The following is an 18,717-nucleotide window of genomic DNA, read 5'->3' as shown; positions in this document are numbered from 1 at the left end:
GCATAGGGGAATTGGGCATGAAAGCAGCCTGGGATACATGGCTCTCGAATCTGCATTGGATTTCAGAACGGGTTCTGGCAAAGGAAGGTGAGGTAGAGGAACCGGAACTCCTTTCTCCAATCCCCCTCGCGCACGTTGAGGCGTTTCATTCCTTTACTGGCGTATCTCTTCCCGAAGACTTTGTAGAGATGGTGACACAATTTGCTGGTGGCTTTTGGTTTGCTTGGTCGCTGGATGAGACGCCTTGCTTTTTGAATCGGAAATTTCCTTGGAATGGAGGCAATTGGGAAGCGCCCTTCATTGGTGTTTCTCAAACAAAGTCTCTCATGGAAGTGTATAGCGAGTTTCAAGATGAATTTCTCACCGGTCCGGCCAATTGGATTTATCGCTCTGAATTTGATGACCACGAAGATATTCTGTTGACGAGAAGCGTGTTGCGATATTGCTTCCCTCTGTATTCATTCTATGGCGGGGGTGCTGATTTTCTGGTATTGCGGTTTGATACAAAACCATGCCAGATACTCTACTTAGACCACGAATGGGGCTACTCTGTGAGTGGACGAGCAATAGTGGGGTATGGCTTCTCAGATTTTATGACCACATGGTCAAATCTGGGCTATCCTGCAATTGACAGAGACTCAGTCTTTTTTGATGAGGAACAAGGAGCAATCAGCGATAAAACTGAAAGCGCCCAAGCGTGGGTCAGGTGGCTCAATGAGTAAATGAGTAGAGCCGTTCCAGTTCGCTGCTCCGTATCATATCGCTAAGCGGCCAATTGGGAGAAGAAAGAGAAGAGATCTAGAAGAAAAATTGGATGGCGAGGACGCATAATCTGTGAGATGGAGCACCTGGTTTAGTGCGGCTGGCGCTCAAAGGAGAGGTATTCCAGCGCCAGCCGAATCGTCTGCACGTGAATATCCACGGTCTCTTCAATCGGAACGGCGTAGCCCCCCGCCATGACGACGACAACGGGCAAGCCCGCGCGGCGACAAAACGAAAACACCATGCGGTCGCGCTGGGCAAGCCCCTGTTTGCTGAGCGCCAAGCGCCCCAAGCGGTCGCCCACAAAAGGGTCGGCGCCGCTCACGTAGAAGACGATTTCCGCGTTTGCTTCCTCAAAAGCGCGTGTCAAGCCACGTTCAAGGGCTTCAAGGTAGGCGTCATCTTCTGTGTTGTCGTCAAGTGCGATGTCCAAATCACCATTGATTTTGCGAAAGGGGAAGTTTTTGGCGCCGTGGATGGAGAACGTGTACACCGTGGGATCGTCGGCGAAAATGGCGGCGGTGCCATTCCCCTGATGCACGTCGCAATCCACCACCAGCACGCGCTGTACCACCCCTTCCGCCTGCAACGCGCGCGCGGCAACCGCTACGTCGTTGAAGACGCAGAACCCTTGCCCCTCATCCGCGGTGGCGTGATGCGTGCCCCCCGCCAGGTTGATGCCCACGCCATAGTGCAGTGCCACATGCGCCGCGGCGACAGTCGCGCCGACTGAGCGGCGCGAGCGTTCGACCATTTGCGGCGACCACGGAAAACCGATGCGGCGAATTTCTTGACGGCTGAGCGTGCCATGCTGCACACGGTGCACATAGTCGGCGGTGTGGGCGCGCATCAGCATCTCATCGGTCGCCGCCGGGGGGACGGCAAGTCTGTCGGGCGGGATGATGCCGTCGGCGATAACCCGTTCGCGCAAGAGGCGGTATTTTTGCATGGGGAAGCGGTGCCCTTCGGGCAAGGGCAAGACGAAGGTATCGCTGTAATAGGCGATGGGCGGGCGTCTCTGGTTCATTCGTCCAAACCGCGCAAATGCTCGATGCTGTTGTGGAAGTGAAGCCGCCAGCGTTCGCGATAGGGGTGGTCCACATGCTCGAATTTGCTGACGGCGGTATTGTGCACCCACACTTCGCAATGCCGCCAGGGACCAATGTTGAACACGTGGTCGAATACGGCGTCAAAAACGCCGCCATGCGCGACAATGACGATTGTTTCGCCGGCGTGCCGTTCGACGGCTTCTTCGATGAACATGCCCACGCGGGTGCGAAAATGCATGTACGATTCAGCGTCGGCGGTGGCTTTCATCGTGGGCGAAAAGGGGCGCGCACTCGACCAAAAGTCGGCATACTCGCGGGGCAAGGCGTGTTCCGGCCAAGGTGTGTGGTCGAGCCGGTTGTTGCCAATTTCGCGCAGGCGGTCGTCGAAGCGGATGGGCAGACCGTAGGCGCGTGCGAGTGGTTCGGCGGTTTCGCGGGCGCGTTTCATGGTGCTGGCGTAGAGCGCGTCAATATGGGGCGCTTGCGTGGGAAGCCAGCGGGCAAGCGCTTCGGCTTGCCGACGTCCCAACTCGGTCAACGGCTCATCGCTGTTGCCATGTTCCCATTCTTTCAGATTTACATAACTTTGACCGTGGCGTACAAGATACATGTACATTGAAAAAACTCCTCTCACGACTGAATGACAAGCGGCAAGTATGCCAAGAGTTGCGCGAGCGGCAAGTTCGCGTGCTAGTTGTCGTCGGCGATGCGCCAGGGGCGATACCAGGGCACCATTTGTTGCTGAATATCGCGCCGCAAATAGGCATCGAGGGCGTACAGTGCACGCCCCATCTCGGTGGTGTAGGTGACGTACACGGTTGAGGTGTTGTCGAGCGTCACGCGCCACGGGAGCGGGATGGGGAGTTGGGACAAGGCGCCGTAGCGCACGGTGCGGTCGGTGGTTTTGATTTCGACGCCGTAGAAGGGGTAGTTGTCGCTTGCAAGCAGGACGGCGCGATAGGGTTCGTCAAGCAAGGGAGCGTAGGCGGCGGCGTTGAGCAGGTTGTTCAGGGCGGGGGCGGGGATGGTGATGGGGACTGTTTGGGTCATGGCGTTTGCGCCTGTGCCAACGCTGTATGTGGCGGTGCCTGTTGCGCCTGTTTGGGTGATGCTGAGTGCAAAGACGCCCTGGATTGGTGATTCCTCGGCTTGCCCGCTCCATGTGTGGGTGATGATGACCGTCTCGGCGAGTGTTGGTTCAAAAAGTGGAAGCGGCACAACACTTTCATGCTGCCAGGGGAGCGGTGTGCCGTTTTCATCCACCTTTTGAAGCACAAAACCAAGCGTGTTCTCATCACCGAGCGGGGACGCAAAGAGAAGCAGGTTCCCCTTGCGTTCGACCGGTACAGGCGCGTTTGAGCCGTCGTCCAGGAAGAGCATGGCTTGCGTGTTGGCGCTCAACGTGCCGGTGAACACGCCCGCCTCGCCCCCAAAGGTGGCGTAGCCGTCCGGGTGGATGCGCATTTGCCAGACGGCGCGCGCGCCGGGCATTCCCCACGTCCCAATGAGGTCGTTGGGCAGGGGGGCGGGGTCGCCTTCTGGGGGCAGGATGCGTTGCTGGGCGTCGGTTTTTGCCAGCACAAAGGCGGGTTGGCGCTGGGTGTCGGGGGTGCGGTACACGTACATGCGGTTGTTCTCGAACGTGGCAAAGTAGGGGTCGCTGAACCCGTCGTCCAGCGCGAAAATGCCGGCGTCATCGTTCGAGACCAATTGCATGTCAATGGTGGTCTCGTCGGCGTGCATGGAGACGGTGCCGTCAGGGGCAATCTCCAAGGCAAACGTTTTTTCGCTTGGCGAGACCCACGTTCCCGGAATGTGGTCGGGAAGTTGGCTGGTGGCCGGTGTCTGGCTTGGTGCGGGGGTGGGGGTATTGAGCGTTTCTGGCGGCGTGCTGCACGCGGTTAGTGTGATGATGGCGAGCAGAAAAATGGTTGTCCAGAGACGGTACATAAACGTTCAACTCCTTCTTTCTGGGTGAATGCGGGTGGCAAGTGTAGTCAGAGCGCGTATGTGAGCAAGGGAACAACAACAAGCGACCTTCCATACTGGTGGAAGGCCGCTTTGAAGGAGGAGGGAAGCCGTTTTGTTAGTGGTCGTGGTTGTGCTCAGTTGTTTCGTCGGGAGCGGAGGCGCGGCGCAGGGTGTCGGCGTCTTTGGCGCGTAAGGCGTCAAAGGTCATCACCATGCCCCCGTGTTCGTTGGCAAAGGCTTCCGCGCGTTCACGTGTAGCGAACGCCGCCAGCCCATAGCCCATAGGCGTATGCAGGGAAGAAGCGTGGACGTAGAAGGCTTCTTCGGCACGCAGCCATTCTTCGGTGTCGTAGTCGTGTACCCACGCGCTGGCAATCTGCGGCGAATGTTTCTGCATGTGCAGAAGCATGTCGCCAATATCGTCGAAACGGTAGGATTGCCCGTCTTCGGTGATGTAGGCGGCGGCAAAACGTTTCTCTTGAATGAGCATGTGGCATTCATCGCACGGGTCTTCGCCGTAGCGGATATCGGGCGGTTGGTCGGCGGCAACCCCGCCGCCACACGCTGTGAGTGTCAGCAGAATGAGCCAAACGCTCCACAAGAAGCGCATAGTGCCTCCTAAATGATGTCGCGTTGTTTGAACATGGTGTACGAAAGCGTCAGCGGGATGATGGTCCAGGCGATGAGGATGCTTGCGAGCAGCCATGTCAGGCGGTCGCCGTAGGTGCGCATTGCATACAAGCCCGCGGGTCCCAGCACGTCGAGGTTGGTTTGTACAGCCATGATGGCGCTCAACTTGAAGACCTGCAACGGGTTGGCAATGATGAGCGTGAACAGCGTGCTCAGCGGAAGCGTGCGGATGAATGCTGTCCCCAGCACGCCCAAGTCGCCGACGAACACCAGCAAGAGCCAGATGAACATGGCAACCCCGACGGCGGTCGCGACGCGGCGGCTCAGGACTGAAATCAGCAAGCCGACGGCAGCCATGCCAATCGCCAGAAGCATCGCCAGGAAGACCATCACGGCATAGGCGCGCACATTGTGGCTATTGCCGCCCCAGACCAAAATCAGCGCACCGATGCCAAACCCAAGCGACAAGGTGGCGCAGAGCGCCAGGCTCAGCCCGACAAACTTCCCGAACAGGACTTCGCCATGCCCGATGGGGTACGCCATGAGGTAGGCGAGGGCGCCTTGTTCACGTTCGCTGGTCAGGCTCATCGCGCCCAGCGTCAGCGCCATGAGCGGGACAATCAGCAGCACCAGATTGATGAGGGTGGCGGTGGTGCGCCCGAAACCCGCCAGCCCTTGCCCGCGCGCGCCTACAACCCCAATCCAGGCGAACCCGACGGTGAGCAGGGTGAACATGGCGGCAAACAGAATGAACCAGCGGTTTTGCAGGGCGTCGCGAATCTCTTTTTGGGCGATCAACCCGAAACTTTCTCCGTCGAACATGGATGGTCTCCTTCAATCATGCTGCTCGTTGTGGAATGCCCATTCCAAAGAAAAGTCGCGCACGTCGATATTGGCATGGAGCAAGGTTTCGAGTACAGTGGCTTTTTGCAGAGCCGGCACAAAGATTTTGATGCCGTGGCTGTTCATGGACGCCGTAAAGCCTTTGGCGTGCAAAACCTGGATGGCCTGCTCAATATGATGCGGTGCGACGTACACGCGGAGCAACAGTTCATGCCCAATTTCGGCGGCTAGCCGATGCGGTGGTGCATCGGCGACCAGGCGGCCGCTTTCGAGCAGGAGCACCCGGTCGGCCAGCGTTGCCACTTCTTCAAGGCGGTGGGACGTGTAAACGAGTGTTTTGCCCGCCGCTTTCAGTTCGTGGAGCAGGTGCATGAAGTCGTCGCGTGCGCGGACGTCCAGGTTGGCAGTGGGTTCATCAAGCAAAAGCAACGGGGGGTCGCCGACGAGCGCCAGAGCAAGCGCCAGACGCTGCTTCAGCCCCCCGGACAACTCGCCCACGCGCTTTTCAAGGTGGGGACGTAGCGCAAGACGGTCGAGCAAGGTGTCGGGAATGACCGAGGCTTTTTTCAGGCGTGCGTAAAAGATGAGCGTGTCGGTAACGCTCATGTTGGCATGGAACGATAATTCTTGCGGAACAAACCCCAGCAGGCGGCGTGCCTGACGCCCGTGCGTGCGAATGTCATAGCCGCCGATGGCGATGAAGCCCTCAAAGTGATAAAGCCCGAGCAAACAGCGCAAAATGGTGGTTTTGCCTGCGCCGTTCGCGCCCCAGAGGGCAACGGACTCACCTTCGTGAACCTCGAAGGAAACGGCGTCAACGGCTGTGAGGGCGCCAAAGCGTTTGGTCAAATCCTGGACTTGAATCATGGTTGTCTTGCTCCTATACACCCACCTGTGCGATATGCAGGTGTGTTTGTTTTCGGCGTGGCATGGCTACCAGCATGATACCACCGGCGATACTCAGCAAACTGACCCCCAAAAGGAGCATGGGGATGGGCGAAGGCGGCGGCAATGCGGGGATACCTTGCGGGAAAGAGGGTTGCATACGTGGTTGGGTGTCCTCAAATTTCGGTTGTGGCTGGACAAGCGGAGCGACGCGCGCGGCAAACTCAACGGCTTGCATCACCGGGCTGTAAAGCAGAATGCGTGTTTCGGGCTTGCGCTCCGTTAGATTTTCAAAGAGCCGTTGCGCCCGGTACGGCACATCGCCAATGCCGTCGTTGTTCGCATCAAAGCCGGCGTAATCGCTCCAATAATTGCCTTGCCAGGTATTACCGCTCAAATCGCCGCCACTTCCCCCCTCAATTGCCACTTGCTGTACATTTTCGATAAAACTATTGGCATAGAACTCGTTGCGCTTGACCGAGGGGAGCATTGCCACGCCAATATCGTTGTACGCAAACACGTTGTGCGCAAAGCGCATTGTGCTATCCACTTCGCGCGGGGAATTGTCCAAGAACGCGCCAATGCGATTATCGGCAAAAATGTTTTCTTCAATGATGGCGTCATCCATATCTTTGAGCCCGACGCCATACCCGCTTGGTCCCCGGTTGCTTTCGATGCGGTTGTGATGCAGATGCAGGCGGCGACTGTACATCAGGAACGCGCCGACAGAGTTATGGCGCAAAATGTTGCGGCTGACGTCGGCGTCATCGCAGTACATAAAGTGCAAGCCGTATCGCCCATCTTCAACAATGTTTTCGCGTACCAGGAGATGCTCCGAATACCAGAGCACAACATCGCGCCCGCGGCTGACGCGGTTGCCTTCGATGGTGGTGTTGTGGCTGGACCAGACACGAATGGCGTCGCCGCGGCGTGGCAAATCAACCTCTTTTCCAACGAATGTGTTGGCGCGGATAACGCTGTTATGGGCTTCGCGCAAATAGACGCCGAACAGGATATTTTCAAAGCGGTTGTTTTCGATGACGGTGCGCGGGGCTTCCGATTCGATGCCGGCGTTCTCTTCATCGAGCGAGGAGCCGCTGTTGCGAATAACAAACCCGCTGATGGTGACATCGGGCGCGCTGATTGAGATGATGCTGCCCTGGTTGAGGCCGTCAATCACCGGCCAATTGACGCCGCGCAGTGTAAGCGGCTTGCTAATTTCAATGTGTCCTGTATAGGTGCCGCCATGCACTTCAACAAGCGCCCCCTCAGGAGCCGCATCGAGTGCGGCTTGGAGATCGTGCCATGCCCCGCCTTCGCCGCCTACAATGATGGTGGCGTCGTCAGCGAGGGTGGGGGGGAGTGAAAAGCGCCCACCCAGCACGATGAGAAAAATGGTGTAGAAGACGAGGCGCAAAGGCTTCATGTTCTTGACCTCATTCACGCATTGTTTTTTTGCGGCACCTGGTTGGCGCGTTGCATTTGTTCAACAAGCGGTTTGTAGGCTTCACGATGGAAATAAAGCCCCGCTAGAATCAGGATGGAAGCCAGGAGTGCCAGGTAAAAGCCGTTTTCAAAGGTGGCGATGGTTTTGAATTGCCCCACATAGCCTTCACCGTAAATGGGCGGCACAAAAGGTTTGATGGCGTTCCGCAGCGGGGCGTGTGGGTCCAGGTTCTGCCCAAAGTTGCGCATCCAATAGTACATGTCTGCTATAAAAATGAAGGGGAACAGCAGGGCAGGAAGTGAGAGCAACGCCGCATATTGATTGTGCACATAAATCGCCGCAATCACGAGGAGCGAGATGACGCCCACAATGAAAATGCTCAGAGATCGTTCAAGCGAGGCGGCTTCTTCGAGTGGGCGCATGCCAATGTAGTGGTTGAGTGTGTCAATTTCTTGCACGTCGCCTTCCAGCCGATTGACGTACACATATACCTGAAGCCCCTGCGGATATTGCGGCGCAAACAGTTTCAGCCGCCAGTATGGCTGAAAGATGGAAACAATCAGGACGAACGCCGCCAAGCCCAGCAGAACCGTGGGGAGCAAAAAGCGCAAACGCTCTTGTTCCAATACTTCACGTGGTGGGCGCGGTCCCAACAGTTTTTCGATTTCGGTCATTGTTGCCTCCTCAGCATCAAGGGGTATGGCTCACCCCTGAGATTTCGCGTGAAATGTTTTTCACACGAAACCTCAAGCGTGAGATGGGGGCGGCATGGCTTGCCGCCCCCGTTTGTGTGCGCTTATGGCTGCACCAACAGGTAGCCGGTCATTTCCAGGTGGAGCGCCGAGCAGAACTCGGTGCAGTAGTAACTGAACACGCCATCTTCGACGGCGTCGAATTCAAAGGTGACAGTTTCGCCCGGCTCGATACTCAGGTTGATGTTGTACCCCGGCAGCGCGAAGCCGTGCGTGGCGTCCTTGGCGCGTTCGATGTTGGTGATGTGCCAGATGACGTGGTCGCCTTTCTTGATTTCGATGTGCTCCGGTGTGAAGTGGCTGCGCACGGCGGTCATCCAGATTTCAACCGTGTTGCCATTGCGTTCCACGCGTTCTTCACCCGGCATGGTCGCATAGGGCGACTTCGATTGCGTGTGCGGATCCCACCCAACTTCGGGGTAGACTTCCCACGCATGCAGTTTGTCGGCTTTGATCATTTGCGCGTAGTGCGGTTCGCCAAGACCGATGGGCATGTCGTACAGCAGTTGCATTTGCGTGCCGGGTTGCGAGATGTCAATCAACTGGAAGTTTTGCGGCAGGAGCGGACCGACGTTTACAAAGCGGTCAATCGCCCACTTATTGAGCGCCACGAGGTATTTGCCGTCCGGGTCCACCGTGTCGCCTTCGGCGGCAACCAGGTGCCCGATGTTGTAGTTCACCGGAATCTTGCTGACAAGCGTCCACGGTTCATCGGGGTTCTTTTCGGCGTAGTCGCCGCCCAACGTCCAGCGGGCAACAGCGCTATCCAGGAAGAGGCTGGTGTAGGCGTAGCCCTGGTTGTCAAATTGCGTGTGCAGCGGACCCAAACCGACTTCCACTTGCGCTTCCACCACATCATCGAAGTTGAGAATCGGCACGCCGTACTCGTCTGTTTCCGTCGGGCCGGCTTCAATCGCCTGCATGATTTTCTCGAAGGAATAGACCGTCACATGCGGGTCAAGTTTCCCAGAGACGACGAGATAATCACCGTTGGGCGCCACATCAACGCCGTGCGGGCTCTTGGGTTCAGGCGCAAAGAAGAGCACCTTTTCGGCGGTCAACACATCCAGCGGCAAGACCTTGAAGCCGTTGACTTCTTCGTATTTGCCGGCTGCTACCAGTTCAGCGGCTTTGTTCAGGTTGATGATGTGCAGGTAGTCCATGTCGCGTTGCGATGCGCCGGCTTCAAACGGCGGGTTGCCTTCTTCCACACCACCGGTGGCCATTTCGGTGTTGAACGAGTTGCAGAAGACCCACCCATCGCTGACTTTCTTGCCGGCGTCGCACAGGTCTTGCCAGTAGGGCGGCAGTTCAAGCGCGAAGGATTCTTCTGGGAGGATGCGCCCGCTTTCGCGGTCGAACTTCCAGAAGGTCACCATGCCGCGGTATTCTTCAGCATACTGGTCGAGGCTGGCGTATTTCCACCCCAACGGTGCGGCGTATTGCCCACCTTCGATGACCCAATCCGTGTTGGGGGTTACCATGGTGCCGCCGTGGTCGTTCAGCGCGATGGGGTTCTTGACAATCTGCTTGGTTTCAAAGTCGCGCAGGTCAATCACAGCCACGCGCGCATTGGCTTTATCGTTGATGAACAGCCAATCGCCGTCGTAGTCACCATTGGTTTCGCTCAAAGCGGGGTGGTGGGTATCAGCCCACAGCACATCACGCCCATTGACGCGCCCCTCTTCGAGCACTTTCATTGTGGATTCGGCGCCATACCCCCACCCTTGCCACGGTTCGGGTGTGAAGACGCCAATCACTTTGAGGAGGCGCATGGAGGGCACGCCAATCACGAGCACCTGCCCGGAGTGCCCGCCCGAGGAGAAGATGACGTATTCGTCGGGTTGACCACTGGGGACGTAGGTTTTCAATGCGGCGACGACATCGTCAGGCGAAAGCCCTCTCGCTTCGGCAATCGCCTGGGCGTCACCACTGAGGGCGACTTGCCCCGTTTGCGCTTCGGTGGTCGGTTCAGCGGTTGTTTCTTCCGCCGGATTGCGGATGATAAGGAAGACAACCGCCAGCACCGCAACCACCACCAACGCAGCGACAAGGTACGGTGTGTACTTCTGGCGAGAATCTTGGACAGTCATACCTTCCACTCCTTGGTGTGTGTAAATTGGGTTGCTGAGGACATGCCTCACCTATCTACTGTATCCGCTTGACGGCACAAGCAGTTTGCGCTAGCGCAAATTGGGGGGCTGATGAATGTCATCAAACAGGTATGAAGAATGTCATGCGGAAAAAGAGAAGGCAGCCACCGATGTGATGGCTGCCCAGTACAAGGAGGAGAAGGATATGAAACAGCGCGGTTGCGCCTAACCGCCCACGTTGAGGCTTTCGAGTTCCACCCCGTTTGGTCGCACCGCGAGGGTGATGGTAGCGACGGGGGTGCCAATGGTAATGGTAAAATGCCCCAATGTGCGCATGTTCACGCGCACCGAGGTGATTGTTTGTCCCGAAAGTGTTTTCAACGCCCGATTGATGGATGCAAGTTGCGAACTTGTTTCACGCCCCTGCGGGGTTTGTCGAAAAATCTCGGTGAAGAGCCGCTCGCCCTCGGCTGTATAGAGCCGACGTGAGCGTCCGGACATGAGCGACGCCCCCAGAATTTCACCCAACAAGCCCTGGAGTTCAGGGGGCACATGCCCCGTTTCGACATGTTGCCCTAAGCGGTCGAGTACGCTGCGCCGTTCAGGCGGCACGCTTGGAAAGTACGCCGCCACTTCGCGCAAAACAAGATCGCGCGCGTCGGCTTCGATAAACAGGTCTGGTGTGGATGTCTCAGTGGTGGCCATTGCCGTTCGCTCCTAAAATCGCATGCACTTCATGTTCAAATCCGCCAGTCTCGATGGGGCAGTGGATACCGCACTCTTTGGGCGCGTTTGTTTCCCACCACCACCGCCCGGCGCGGTTGTCTTCGCCCGGCTGAATGGGGCGCGTGCAGGGGGCGCAGCCGATGCTTGTGTACCCTTGATCGTACAGCGGGTTGTAGGGCACGTTGTTGGCGCGCACATATTCCCACACTTCCTCTTCCGTCCAGTCGGCAAGCGGGTTGATTTTGACGATGGCGTTGTGGTCGTGGTCGAGTTCAACTTTGCGGATCGCCGCCCGCGACGCCCATTGATCGCGACGCAGCCCGGTAAACCACGCGTCCACGTCGGCGAGCGCTCGCAACAAGGGCTGCACTTTGCGGATATGGCAGCAGAGCAAGCGCAGTTCCACGCTTTTGTAAAACCCGTTGAAGCCAAACGCATTGACATACCGTTCAACTTCGGCGGCGTCCGGGAAGAAGGTTTCAAAGCGCGCTTCCGGGTAGCGTTCGCGTACTTCTTCGATGAAGGCGTATGTTTCTTGCGGCAGGCGCCCCGTATCCACGGTGATGACGCGCACATTGGGGCGAATGCGGTATGCCATGTCGAGTACCGCCATCCCATCAATCTGGAAAGAGGTGACGATGGCGACGCGGTCGCCAAACGTTTCCAGCCCCCAGCGGATAACGTCTTGCGGCTCCTGGTCGTCAAGTTCGATGGCGATTTCGCCCAATTCCAGGTCGTCGAAAGTGATTTGCGGCATCTGACTCCTCCTCACGGTTGGTTTTGTGGCTCAGCCACCTGCAAGCGCCGGCAAAATGACGATGTGGTCGCCCGGTTTCACAGGCGTATCCCATCCTTGCAGGTAGCCAATTTCTTCTTCGTTGACATAAATGTTGAGCAATGGTGATTCGCCTTGCCCGTTGGCTTCCACGTATTCGCGCAGGTCGGGGTAGGTTTTGCCCACATGAGCAAAGACCTCGCGAATGGTACGCCCTTCGGCGCGGATGATGTTGGCGCCGCCGCTCAGGTGCAGCAGCGGACCGGGCACGCGGACAAGAATGGCGCGTTCGTCGTCTTCGGTTGCGGGAGGGGCGCTCTCAATTTCGCCCAGCGCGATAGCCTTCAACTCTTCATCGGTGTGGGCTTGGGCGAATTCGTAGAAGGTGAAAGCAGCATCGCCCCCGCGCGCTTCGCGTTCGTGTAGCCAGGCGCGTACCAGCCGCACGACCGCCGGCGTGGTTTCCGCGTCGGGCAGGCGGCGGATGATGGGCTTCCCGATGGCGGTACGGATACCCAGCCCACCGCGCAGGGTGATGTCGTAGGCGTGAATCAGTGAGCCGTCGGGTTGGCGTGCCATGGTGCCTTGCAACCCGATGTCGCCCACCCAGTGGTGCGCGCAGGCGTGGGGGCATCCATCGAGGTGGATTTTCAGCCCGCGAATGGCATCGCCAAATTCCTGGTCCAACACTTCCAGGATTTCTTTCAGTTTTTCCTTGGTTTCCGAAACCGAGTAGTTGCAGAATTGATGGCTGGTGCAGGCAATCGAAGTGCCGTATGCCTGGTTGATCGTCACAGGCAATCCCACCTCGGCGAGTTGTTCAGCCAGCCATTGCGTGCGCTCTTCCGGCACATAGCCAATGATGAAGTTTTGCTGGCGGGTGAAACGAATGTCGCCGCCCACCTCTTCGACGATATCGGCGACGCGCTGCATTTGGTGGCTGTAGAACCATCCCATGGGGACGGGGACGCCCACGTAATTGTAGCCTTCTTGCTTTTGGGGGTGGATTCCCAGGTGATGCTCTTCACCTTCGGGAGATGGCGCTTCGGCGTCTTCCAGCCGATACCCGAGGCGCTCTTCCACCATCTGGCGCACTCCCTCGGGGCCGTAATCATCCATCATGAATTTGATGCGGGCTTTGGCGCGGCTACGGCGGTAGCGCAAGTTTTCCTGCCACACGTCGGTAATGGCGCGCAAAACGTCAATGGTCTTGTCCACGGGGACAAAAACCCCCAGGTCGCGGGCAATGCGCGGCAGGATGGAAAGCCCCCCGCCGACGCGCACCGTAAAACCGGGGCGCCCATCTTTGATGACGCCGATCAGGGCAATATCGTGAATTTCGGGCGCGTTGCACTGGAAGCGGCACGCCGAGATGGTGAATTTGTGTTTGCGGGGCAAGTTCGAGTAGTCGGGATTGCCGTAGAAATAGCGCGCCACCTCCTTGATGATGGGTTGCACGTCGAACAGTTCATCGCGGCTGATACCCGCCACCGGGCAGCCGGTTACGTTGCGCACGGTATCCCCTTCACCGCCGACGGTCGTCAAACCGGTTGCCTGAATGGCTTCCAGAACCGCCGGCAAATCATCCAACCGCACCCAGTGCAGTTGAATGCCCTGGCGTGTGGTCAATTCGGCATAGCCGCGCCCGTATTGCTCCGCGACCTTGGCAACGCCGCGGAGTTGCTGTGGGGTGAGATGCCCACCGGGGACCTTGATGCGCACCATGAACGTCCCGATTTTGGGTTTATCGTGCGTAAGCCCCCACCAGTTCAACAAGACGATATCCTCTTCGGGCACGGCTTCGTAGCCCTTGGCGATCATGTCGGGCAGTTCGTTGATAATGTCAAGCGGGAATTTTTCCTGCTTCAGGCGTTCAATGCTGTTGCGTTTGAGCACCTCTTCCCATGTGGGAATGGGCAGGGTTGAGGGTGTGGTTGTCATACAAAATCCTCCGCACGTGTTGGTTGGCTCGTGTCAACAAACAAAACGCCTCCGCATGGTGCGGAGGCATGGGCGCTGCCTGCCAAGGGTATGAAAAAAGCCCCCGCACCGGTTGGTATCGGGGGCCTTGAGCGCGTTTCAGGCCAATGCTCGTGGTGTACCGTGCATCAGCCGCGCGGGCGTCGAGGCCCCCGCTGCGGACAGATACACAGACACATGTTGTTGATGCTTTGCAAAACGAGCATGGCGTTTCCCACGGTTTGGCTTATCTGTTTGTTGACGGTGCATAAGATAGCAGAGTACCAGGCGCATGACAAGCCCCTTTTGGGCGTTTGGGATGGTCCATCTGGTCCATTTTGCGTTTTCATACTTCTAGAATGTATCAGTGTTCGTGCCTTTCAGTTGCCGAACAATTGGGGTATACGCTCAAAGTGCTTTGGCGCGCAGTGGCGGTTGCGCTGGTGGTTTTGAGGCTTATTCCTCTTTTTCATCGTTCAAGATGGTGGGCAGGAATGGTTCATTCAGCACCGGCAAGGGGTCTTCAATCTCGAAATGCAGGCAAGCGTGCGCCTGGTGCAACGCGGCTTCGACCTCTTCCGGCGTCTCGCCGCGCGCAAAAATAAAGCCGAGATAACTCTCCCCTTCGGGAAGGGGAACCAGCGGGTAGTGCAGCCGCGCGGTTATCACAACATCTTCAATCAGCGGGACGGCTTTGGCTTCTTCCACGCCGCGGTATCCGCGGAGAATGCCCGCGCGCGGGATGGGAATCATCATCACACCGGCAGCCCCCGGCGCTTGTTCGAGCGGGGGAAGGGGAAGCCCCGCCGCGTGGCACAGGACAACCTCTTCCAGACAGACGTCCACCCCGAATTGCAGAATGCTGGAACAGAGCCCCCCGATGGTGCGCCCCGCGGCTTCGATGAGCCAAACGCCCTCGTCGTTGATGCGTAATTCCGCATGCACGGGACCATGCCGCAAACCAAGCGCGCGGACGGCTTGTTGCGTCGTCGTGTGGATGGCGGCTTGTGTTTCAGCTGGCAACCGCGAAGGTGTGACATAAATGGTTTCTTCAAAGAAAGGACCTTCCAGTGGGTCGGGTTTGTCGAAGATAGCCAGAATGTGCAGCACGCCGTCAATCAGCAAGCCGTCTAGCGCGACTTCCACACCGGGCAGATACGTTTCAATCAGGATATTGCGCTCGCCGGGCAGCGTCTCCGTCGCGGGCAGCAAGCGCCGCAAGCGGTTGAACGCCGCCACAAACGCCTCCGGGTCGTCGGCGCGAATCACCCCCCGACTGCCCGACATCAGCAAGGGCTTGACCACCACCGGATACGCAACCTCTTGCGCTAGGCGCGTCGGGTCATCGTCGGCGTGAACCAGGCGAAACGCCGGCACAGGCACTCCCCCTTCCGCGAGCAGCGTGCGCATGACGTACTTGTTGCGCGCCGCCAGCGCGGCTTTGGGGTCGTTGCCGGGCAAGCCCAGGCGGGCGTTGGCATAAGCAGCGACCAGGGTCCCGCTATCATCGGTCGCCAGCACAGCGTCGAGCGGGGTGTGTTGGGCAAAGGCGGCGATCTCGTCAGCCGCCTTCTCAGGGTGGCGAAAATCAAGCGCGAGCGGCACATTCCACATCTCCGCCAGTTGGGGCGGCAAATCCACGCCATACACCAGGTCAATGCCGAGTTTGCGCGCCGCGGCGGCAAAACTTTGCGCGCGATACGTGTGTGGCGTCACCAAAAGCAAAATTCTGGGCACGATTCTTCCTCCGTCTGGTGGTCTTCTGTCTGCATTGTATTCGATGCGCCGACAGGCGCGAAACCCGCCCATCGCGTTGGGGCTTTGTCGAGAAGTGGGGCTTTGTGCTATACTCCAGCAGCGCCGATTGACGGCGTATTTTTGTGTGGAACGACGGAGGCGAAAGCGTGATTTTCAAGCGTGCCAAAAGCATTCGGGAAAGTCTGGCGAAAACGCGCCAGAGCGTCTTTGGGCAGGTTGCCGGCTTGTTTGGCGCCGGCGATATTGACGACATTTTTTGGGAAGAACTGGAAGAATTGCTGATTCAGGGCGACGTGGGCGTCAAAACCACGTTGCACCTTGTGGAATGGTTGCAGGAACAAGTCGAAGAACGCAATTTGTGGCGTACCGACCAGGTGCGCGAGTTGCTTCGCCAACGCATGGTGGAAATTTTGAAGGAAGCCGAGCAACCCTACTTGCCGGGCCAGCGCATGCTCAACGTTGTGCTGGTGGTAGGGGTCAACGGTTCGGGCAAAACCACCACGATTGGCAAATTGGCGAAGTGGCACAAAGACCGCGGCGACCGTGTGGTGTTGGCGGCGGCGGACACCTTCCGCGCGGCGGCGATTGACCAGTTGAAAATCTGGGGCGAGCGTGTAGGGGCGGACGTCATCGCCCACCAACCGGGAAGCGACCCCGGCGCCGTCGTTTTCGACGCCATCCGCACCTCATTCGGGCGGCGTGATGCCAGCGTAGTGATTATTGACACCGCCGGACGTTTGCAGACGCAGTACAACTTGATGCAGGAACTCGCCAAAATCAAGAACATTTGCGCCAAGCAAGTGCACAAAGCGCCGCACGAAACCTTGCTGGTGCTGGATGCGAACACCGGGCAAAATGCGCTCTCGCAGGCGCAGAAATTCAAGGAAATTGCCGACGTGAGCGGTGTTGTGCTCACCAAATTGGACAGCACCGCCAAAGGCGGCATGGCGCTTGCCATCGCCTATGAACACGGCTTGCCTATCAAGTGGATTGGGACAGGCGAAGCCGTGGAAGATTTGCAGCCGTTCAACGCCGAAGAGTTTGTGGATGCCCTCTTCGGCGAGAATGGGGCCTAAATACTCGCAAGGAGGAGAGACGATGAGTGAATTGAACACACTCCTTGAAGAGACGCAGGCCCGCATCTTTGGCATCCTGGAGCGTCTTTGACATTCCAGCCAAAGAAGCGGAGTTGACGCGTCTCGAACAGGAAGCCGCACAGCCTGAATTTTGGGACGATCCCCAGTCGGCGCAGGAAACCATGCGCCGCCTTTCGGCGCTGCGCGACCAGGTGACGTTTTGGCGCGAGATGGAGCGCCGCGCCCGCGACGCTGAGGAGTTGCTCGTCCTCGCAGAAGAGGATGAATCGCTTTTGGATGAAGTGCGTCAGGAAATCGAATCGCTGGCGCAGGAAGTGGATCGCCAGGAGTTCCAGTTGGCGCTGAGCGGTCCGCACGACCGCGGCGATGCCCTGCTTTCGATTCACGCGGGCGCAGGCGGCACCGAAAGCCAGGACTGGGCGGAAATGCTCTTGCGCATGTACACGCGCTGGGCGGAGTCGAAAGGGTATTCGGTTGAGATTGTGGATATGACCGAAGGGGAAGCCGCCGGCATCAAATCGGTGACGATCGAAGTGCGCGGCCCCTACGCCTATGGCTACCTCAAAGCCGAGCGCGGCGTACACCGCCTGGTACGCATCTCACCGTTCGACGCCCAGAAGCGCCGCCACACTAGTTTCGCGCTGGTGGAAGTGATGCCCGTGATTGATGACGACATCGAAATCGAAATCAAGCCTGACGATATCGAGATTCAGGTCTTCCGGGCGGGCGGTGCTGGTGGTCAACACGTGCAGAAGAACAGCACGGCTGTCCGCATTATCCACAAACCCACGGGCATTGTGGTGCAGTGCCAGAACGAGCGTTCGCAGACCCAAAACAAAGAGACGGCGCTGCGTGTTTTGCGTGGTCGGCTCTATGAGTTGGAACGCAAGAAGCGCGAAGAAGAACAAGCCAAACTCAAAGGGGAACATACCAGCGCCGAATGGGGCAACCAGATTCGCTCGTATGTCCTGCACCCCTACCAGATGGTCAAAGACCACCGCACAGGCGTTGAAGTGGGGAACGCCCAAGGCGTGCTGGACGGCGACCTTGACCCCTTCATTCAGGCGTGGTTGAAAGAACAAGTCAACGCGGCGTAATGGCTTGCGCGGTCGCCCCTGGTGCTGACTGAATAGGGGCGACCGCGTTTTTTTGAAAAATGGAGCGCGTGAGCCATGCGGTTCGATATTTTTACGCTCTTCCCGGAAATGTTTCGGGGACCACTGGACGAAAGCATTATCAAGCGGGCGCGTGAAGCGGGCCTTGTGGAGATTCATCTGCACAACATCCGCGACTACGCCACCGACAAGCACAAGATGACCGACGACACGCCCTATGGCGGCGGCGGCGGCATGGTGATGAAGGCGGAGCCCATTTTCCGCGCTGTGGAAGCCGTGTTGGGCTTGCCCGAAGTGCGCGCCGATGCACCGCTGGAAACGCCGCCTTGCCCCATCATCTTGCTGACGCCCCAGGGACGCCCTTTCACCCAGGCGGTGGCGCAAGAGTTGGCGCAGCATGAGCGTGTGGCGCTGATTTGTGGGCGCTACGAGGGGTTTGATGAGCGTGTGCGGCGCTATCTGGCAACGGACGAGTTGACGATTGGTCCTTACGTGCTCAGCGGGGGCGAATTGCCCGCCATGGTGGTAGTGGACGCCGTGACGCGCTTGCTCCCAGGGGCGTTGGGCGACCCCACGGGCGCGCAAACGGATTCTTACGCCATGGGCTTGCTCGAACATCCGCACTACACGCGCCCCGCAGAGTTTCGCGGATGGGGTATCCCCGACGTGCTGACGAGCGGGCACCATGCGCGGGTGGCCGAATGGCGACGCCAGGAGGCGTTGTTGCGCACGTTGGTGCGCCGCCCGGAGTTGCTGACGCCTGAGACACTGACCGACGACGACCGCCGTTTGTTGGCGTTGCTCAAAGAGCGCCTGGAAACGGTGCTTGCCGAACAATAACGCCCCACATGTCCC

At 58.3% G+C, this 18,717-nt stretch carries 17 protein-coding genes; 4 read left to right on the top strand and 13 right to left on the bottom strand.

Features of this window, described 5'->3' with window-relative positions:
• Positions 1-17 precede the first annotated feature (17 nt).
• Positions 18-722, top strand: a complete 705-nt coding sequence (locus SE16_RS03690; RefSeq protein ID WP_054493321.1) for a hypothetical protein — start codon at positions 18-20, stop codon at positions 720-722.
• 131 nt (positions 723-853) lie between these two features.
• On the opposite strand, the gene SE16_RS03685 is transcribed toward SE16_RS03690, so the two are convergent.
• From SE16_RS03685 to SE16_RS03625, 13 genes are all read right to left on the bottom strand, one after another.
• Complete coding sequence (locus SE16_RS03685) at positions 854-1,789, bottom strand: histone deacetylase family protein (RefSeq protein ID WP_054493322.1); 936 nt, start codon at positions 1,787-1,789, stop codon at positions 854-856.
• Positions 1,786-2,427, bottom strand: a complete 642-nt coding sequence (locus SE16_RS03680) for a histidine phosphatase family protein (RefSeq protein ID WP_054493323.1) — start codon at positions 2,425-2,427, stop codon at positions 1,786-1,788. Before SE16_RS03680 ends, SE16_RS03685 begins: the two co-directional genes overlap by 4 nt.
• 74 nt (positions 2,428-2,501) lie before the next feature.
• On the bottom strand, positions 2,502-3,761 hold the full coding sequence (locus SE16_RS03675; RefSeq protein WP_060687228.1) for a hypothetical protein: 1,260 nt from the start codon (positions 3,759-3,761) through the stop codon (positions 2,502-2,504).
• A 136-nt stretch (positions 3,762-3,897) separates the two neighbouring features.
• Entirely contained in the window at positions 3,898-4,392 is a 495-nt protein-coding gene (locus tag SE16_RS03670) for a nitrous oxide reductase accessory protein NosL (RefSeq protein WP_054492467.1), read from the bottom strand.
• Positions 4,393-4,400: 8 nt separating this feature from the next.
• Positions 4,401-5,234, bottom strand: coding sequence for an ABC transporter permease (locus SE16_RS03665; protein ID WP_054492468.1), 834 nt, complete (start codon positions 5,232-5,234; stop codon positions 4,401-4,403).
• Between the two features lie 12 nt (positions 5,235-5,246).
• Entirely contained in the window at positions 5,247-6,122 is an 876-nt protein-coding gene (locus SE16_RS03660; RefSeq protein WP_054492469.1) for an ABC transporter ATP-binding protein, read from the bottom strand.
• Positions 6,123-6,135: 13 nt separating this feature from the next.
• Positions 6,136-7,566, bottom strand: a complete 1,431-nt coding sequence (locus SE16_RS03655; RefSeq protein WP_054492470.1) for a nitrous oxide reductase family maturation protein NosD — start codon at positions 7,564-7,566, stop codon at positions 6,136-6,138.
• 14 nt (positions 7,567-7,580) lie between these two features.
• Entirely contained in the window at positions 7,581-8,261 is a 681-nt protein-coding gene (locus SE16_RS03650; protein ID WP_054492471.1) for a hypothetical protein, read from the bottom strand.
• A gap of 122 nt (positions 8,262-8,383) precedes the next feature.
• The gene (gene nosZ, locus SE16_RS03645) at positions 8,384-10,432 is read right to left on the bottom strand and encodes a Sec-dependent nitrous-oxide reductase (RefSeq protein ID WP_082374133.1); all 2,049 of its coding nucleotides are present in this window, start codon (positions 10,430-10,432) and stop codon (positions 8,384-8,386) included.
• 225 nt (positions 10,433-10,657) lie between these two features.
• Positions 10,658-11,137, bottom strand: coding sequence for a hypothetical protein (locus tag SE16_RS03640; RefSeq protein WP_054492472.1), 480 nt, complete (start codon positions 11,135-11,137; stop codon positions 10,658-10,660).
• Positions 11,124-11,915, bottom strand: coding sequence for a phosphoadenylyl-sulfate reductase (locus tag SE16_RS03635; protein ID WP_054492473.1), 792 nt, complete (start codon positions 11,913-11,915; stop codon positions 11,124-11,126). The genes SE16_RS03640 and SE16_RS03635 overlap by 14 nt, the downstream gene beginning before the upstream one ends.
• A 30-nt stretch (positions 11,916-11,945) precedes the next feature.
• Positions 11,946-13,874, bottom strand: a complete 1,929-nt coding sequence (locus SE16_RS03630) for a MoaD/ThiS family protein (protein ID WP_054492474.1) — start codon at positions 13,872-13,874, stop codon at positions 11,946-11,948.
• 474 nt (positions 13,875-14,348) lie between these two features.
• Entirely contained in the window at positions 14,349-15,629 is a 1,281-nt protein-coding gene (locus SE16_RS03625) for an ATP-grasp domain-containing protein (RefSeq protein ID WP_200907214.1), read from the bottom strand.
• Between the two features lie 167 nt (positions 15,630-15,796).
• Between SE16_RS03625 and ftsY the strand changes: the two genes are divergently transcribed.
• The 3 genes from ftsY to trmD all read left to right on the top strand — a co-directional run bounded on the left by ftsY (position 15,797) and on the right by trmD (position 18,702).
• A complete protein-coding gene (gene ftsY / locus SE16_RS03620) occupies positions 15,797-16,726 on the top strand; it encodes a signal recognition particle-docking protein FtsY (protein WP_200907215.1) in 930 nt (309 codons plus the stop codon).
• 22 nt (positions 16,727-16,748) lie between these two features.
• Positions 16,749-17,844 (top strand): peptide chain release factor 2 gene (prfB, locus tag SE16_RS03615; protein ID WP_369688603.1). Its coding sequence is split into 2 segments (ribosomal slippage): positions 16,749-16,805 and positions 16,807-17,844, totalling 1,095 coding nucleotides; the frame shifts between segments, so codons are not numbered across the junction.
• A 75-nt stretch (positions 17,845-17,919) separates the two neighbouring features.
• Positions 17,920-18,702, top strand: coding sequence for a tRNA (guanosine(37)-N1)-methyltransferase TrmD (gene trmD / locus SE16_RS03610; protein ID WP_054492476.1), 783 nt, complete (start codon positions 17,920-17,922; stop codon positions 18,700-18,702).
• Positions 18,703-18,717: the final 15 nt, after the last annotated feature.

The sequence above is a fragment of the Ardenticatena maritima genome, assembly GCF_001306175.1.
GTDB lineage: Bacteria > Chloroflexota > Anaerolineae > Ardenticatenales > Ardenticatenaceae > Ardenticatena > Ardenticatena maritima.
This window is presented reverse-complemented; position numbering and strand designations above follow the sequence as displayed.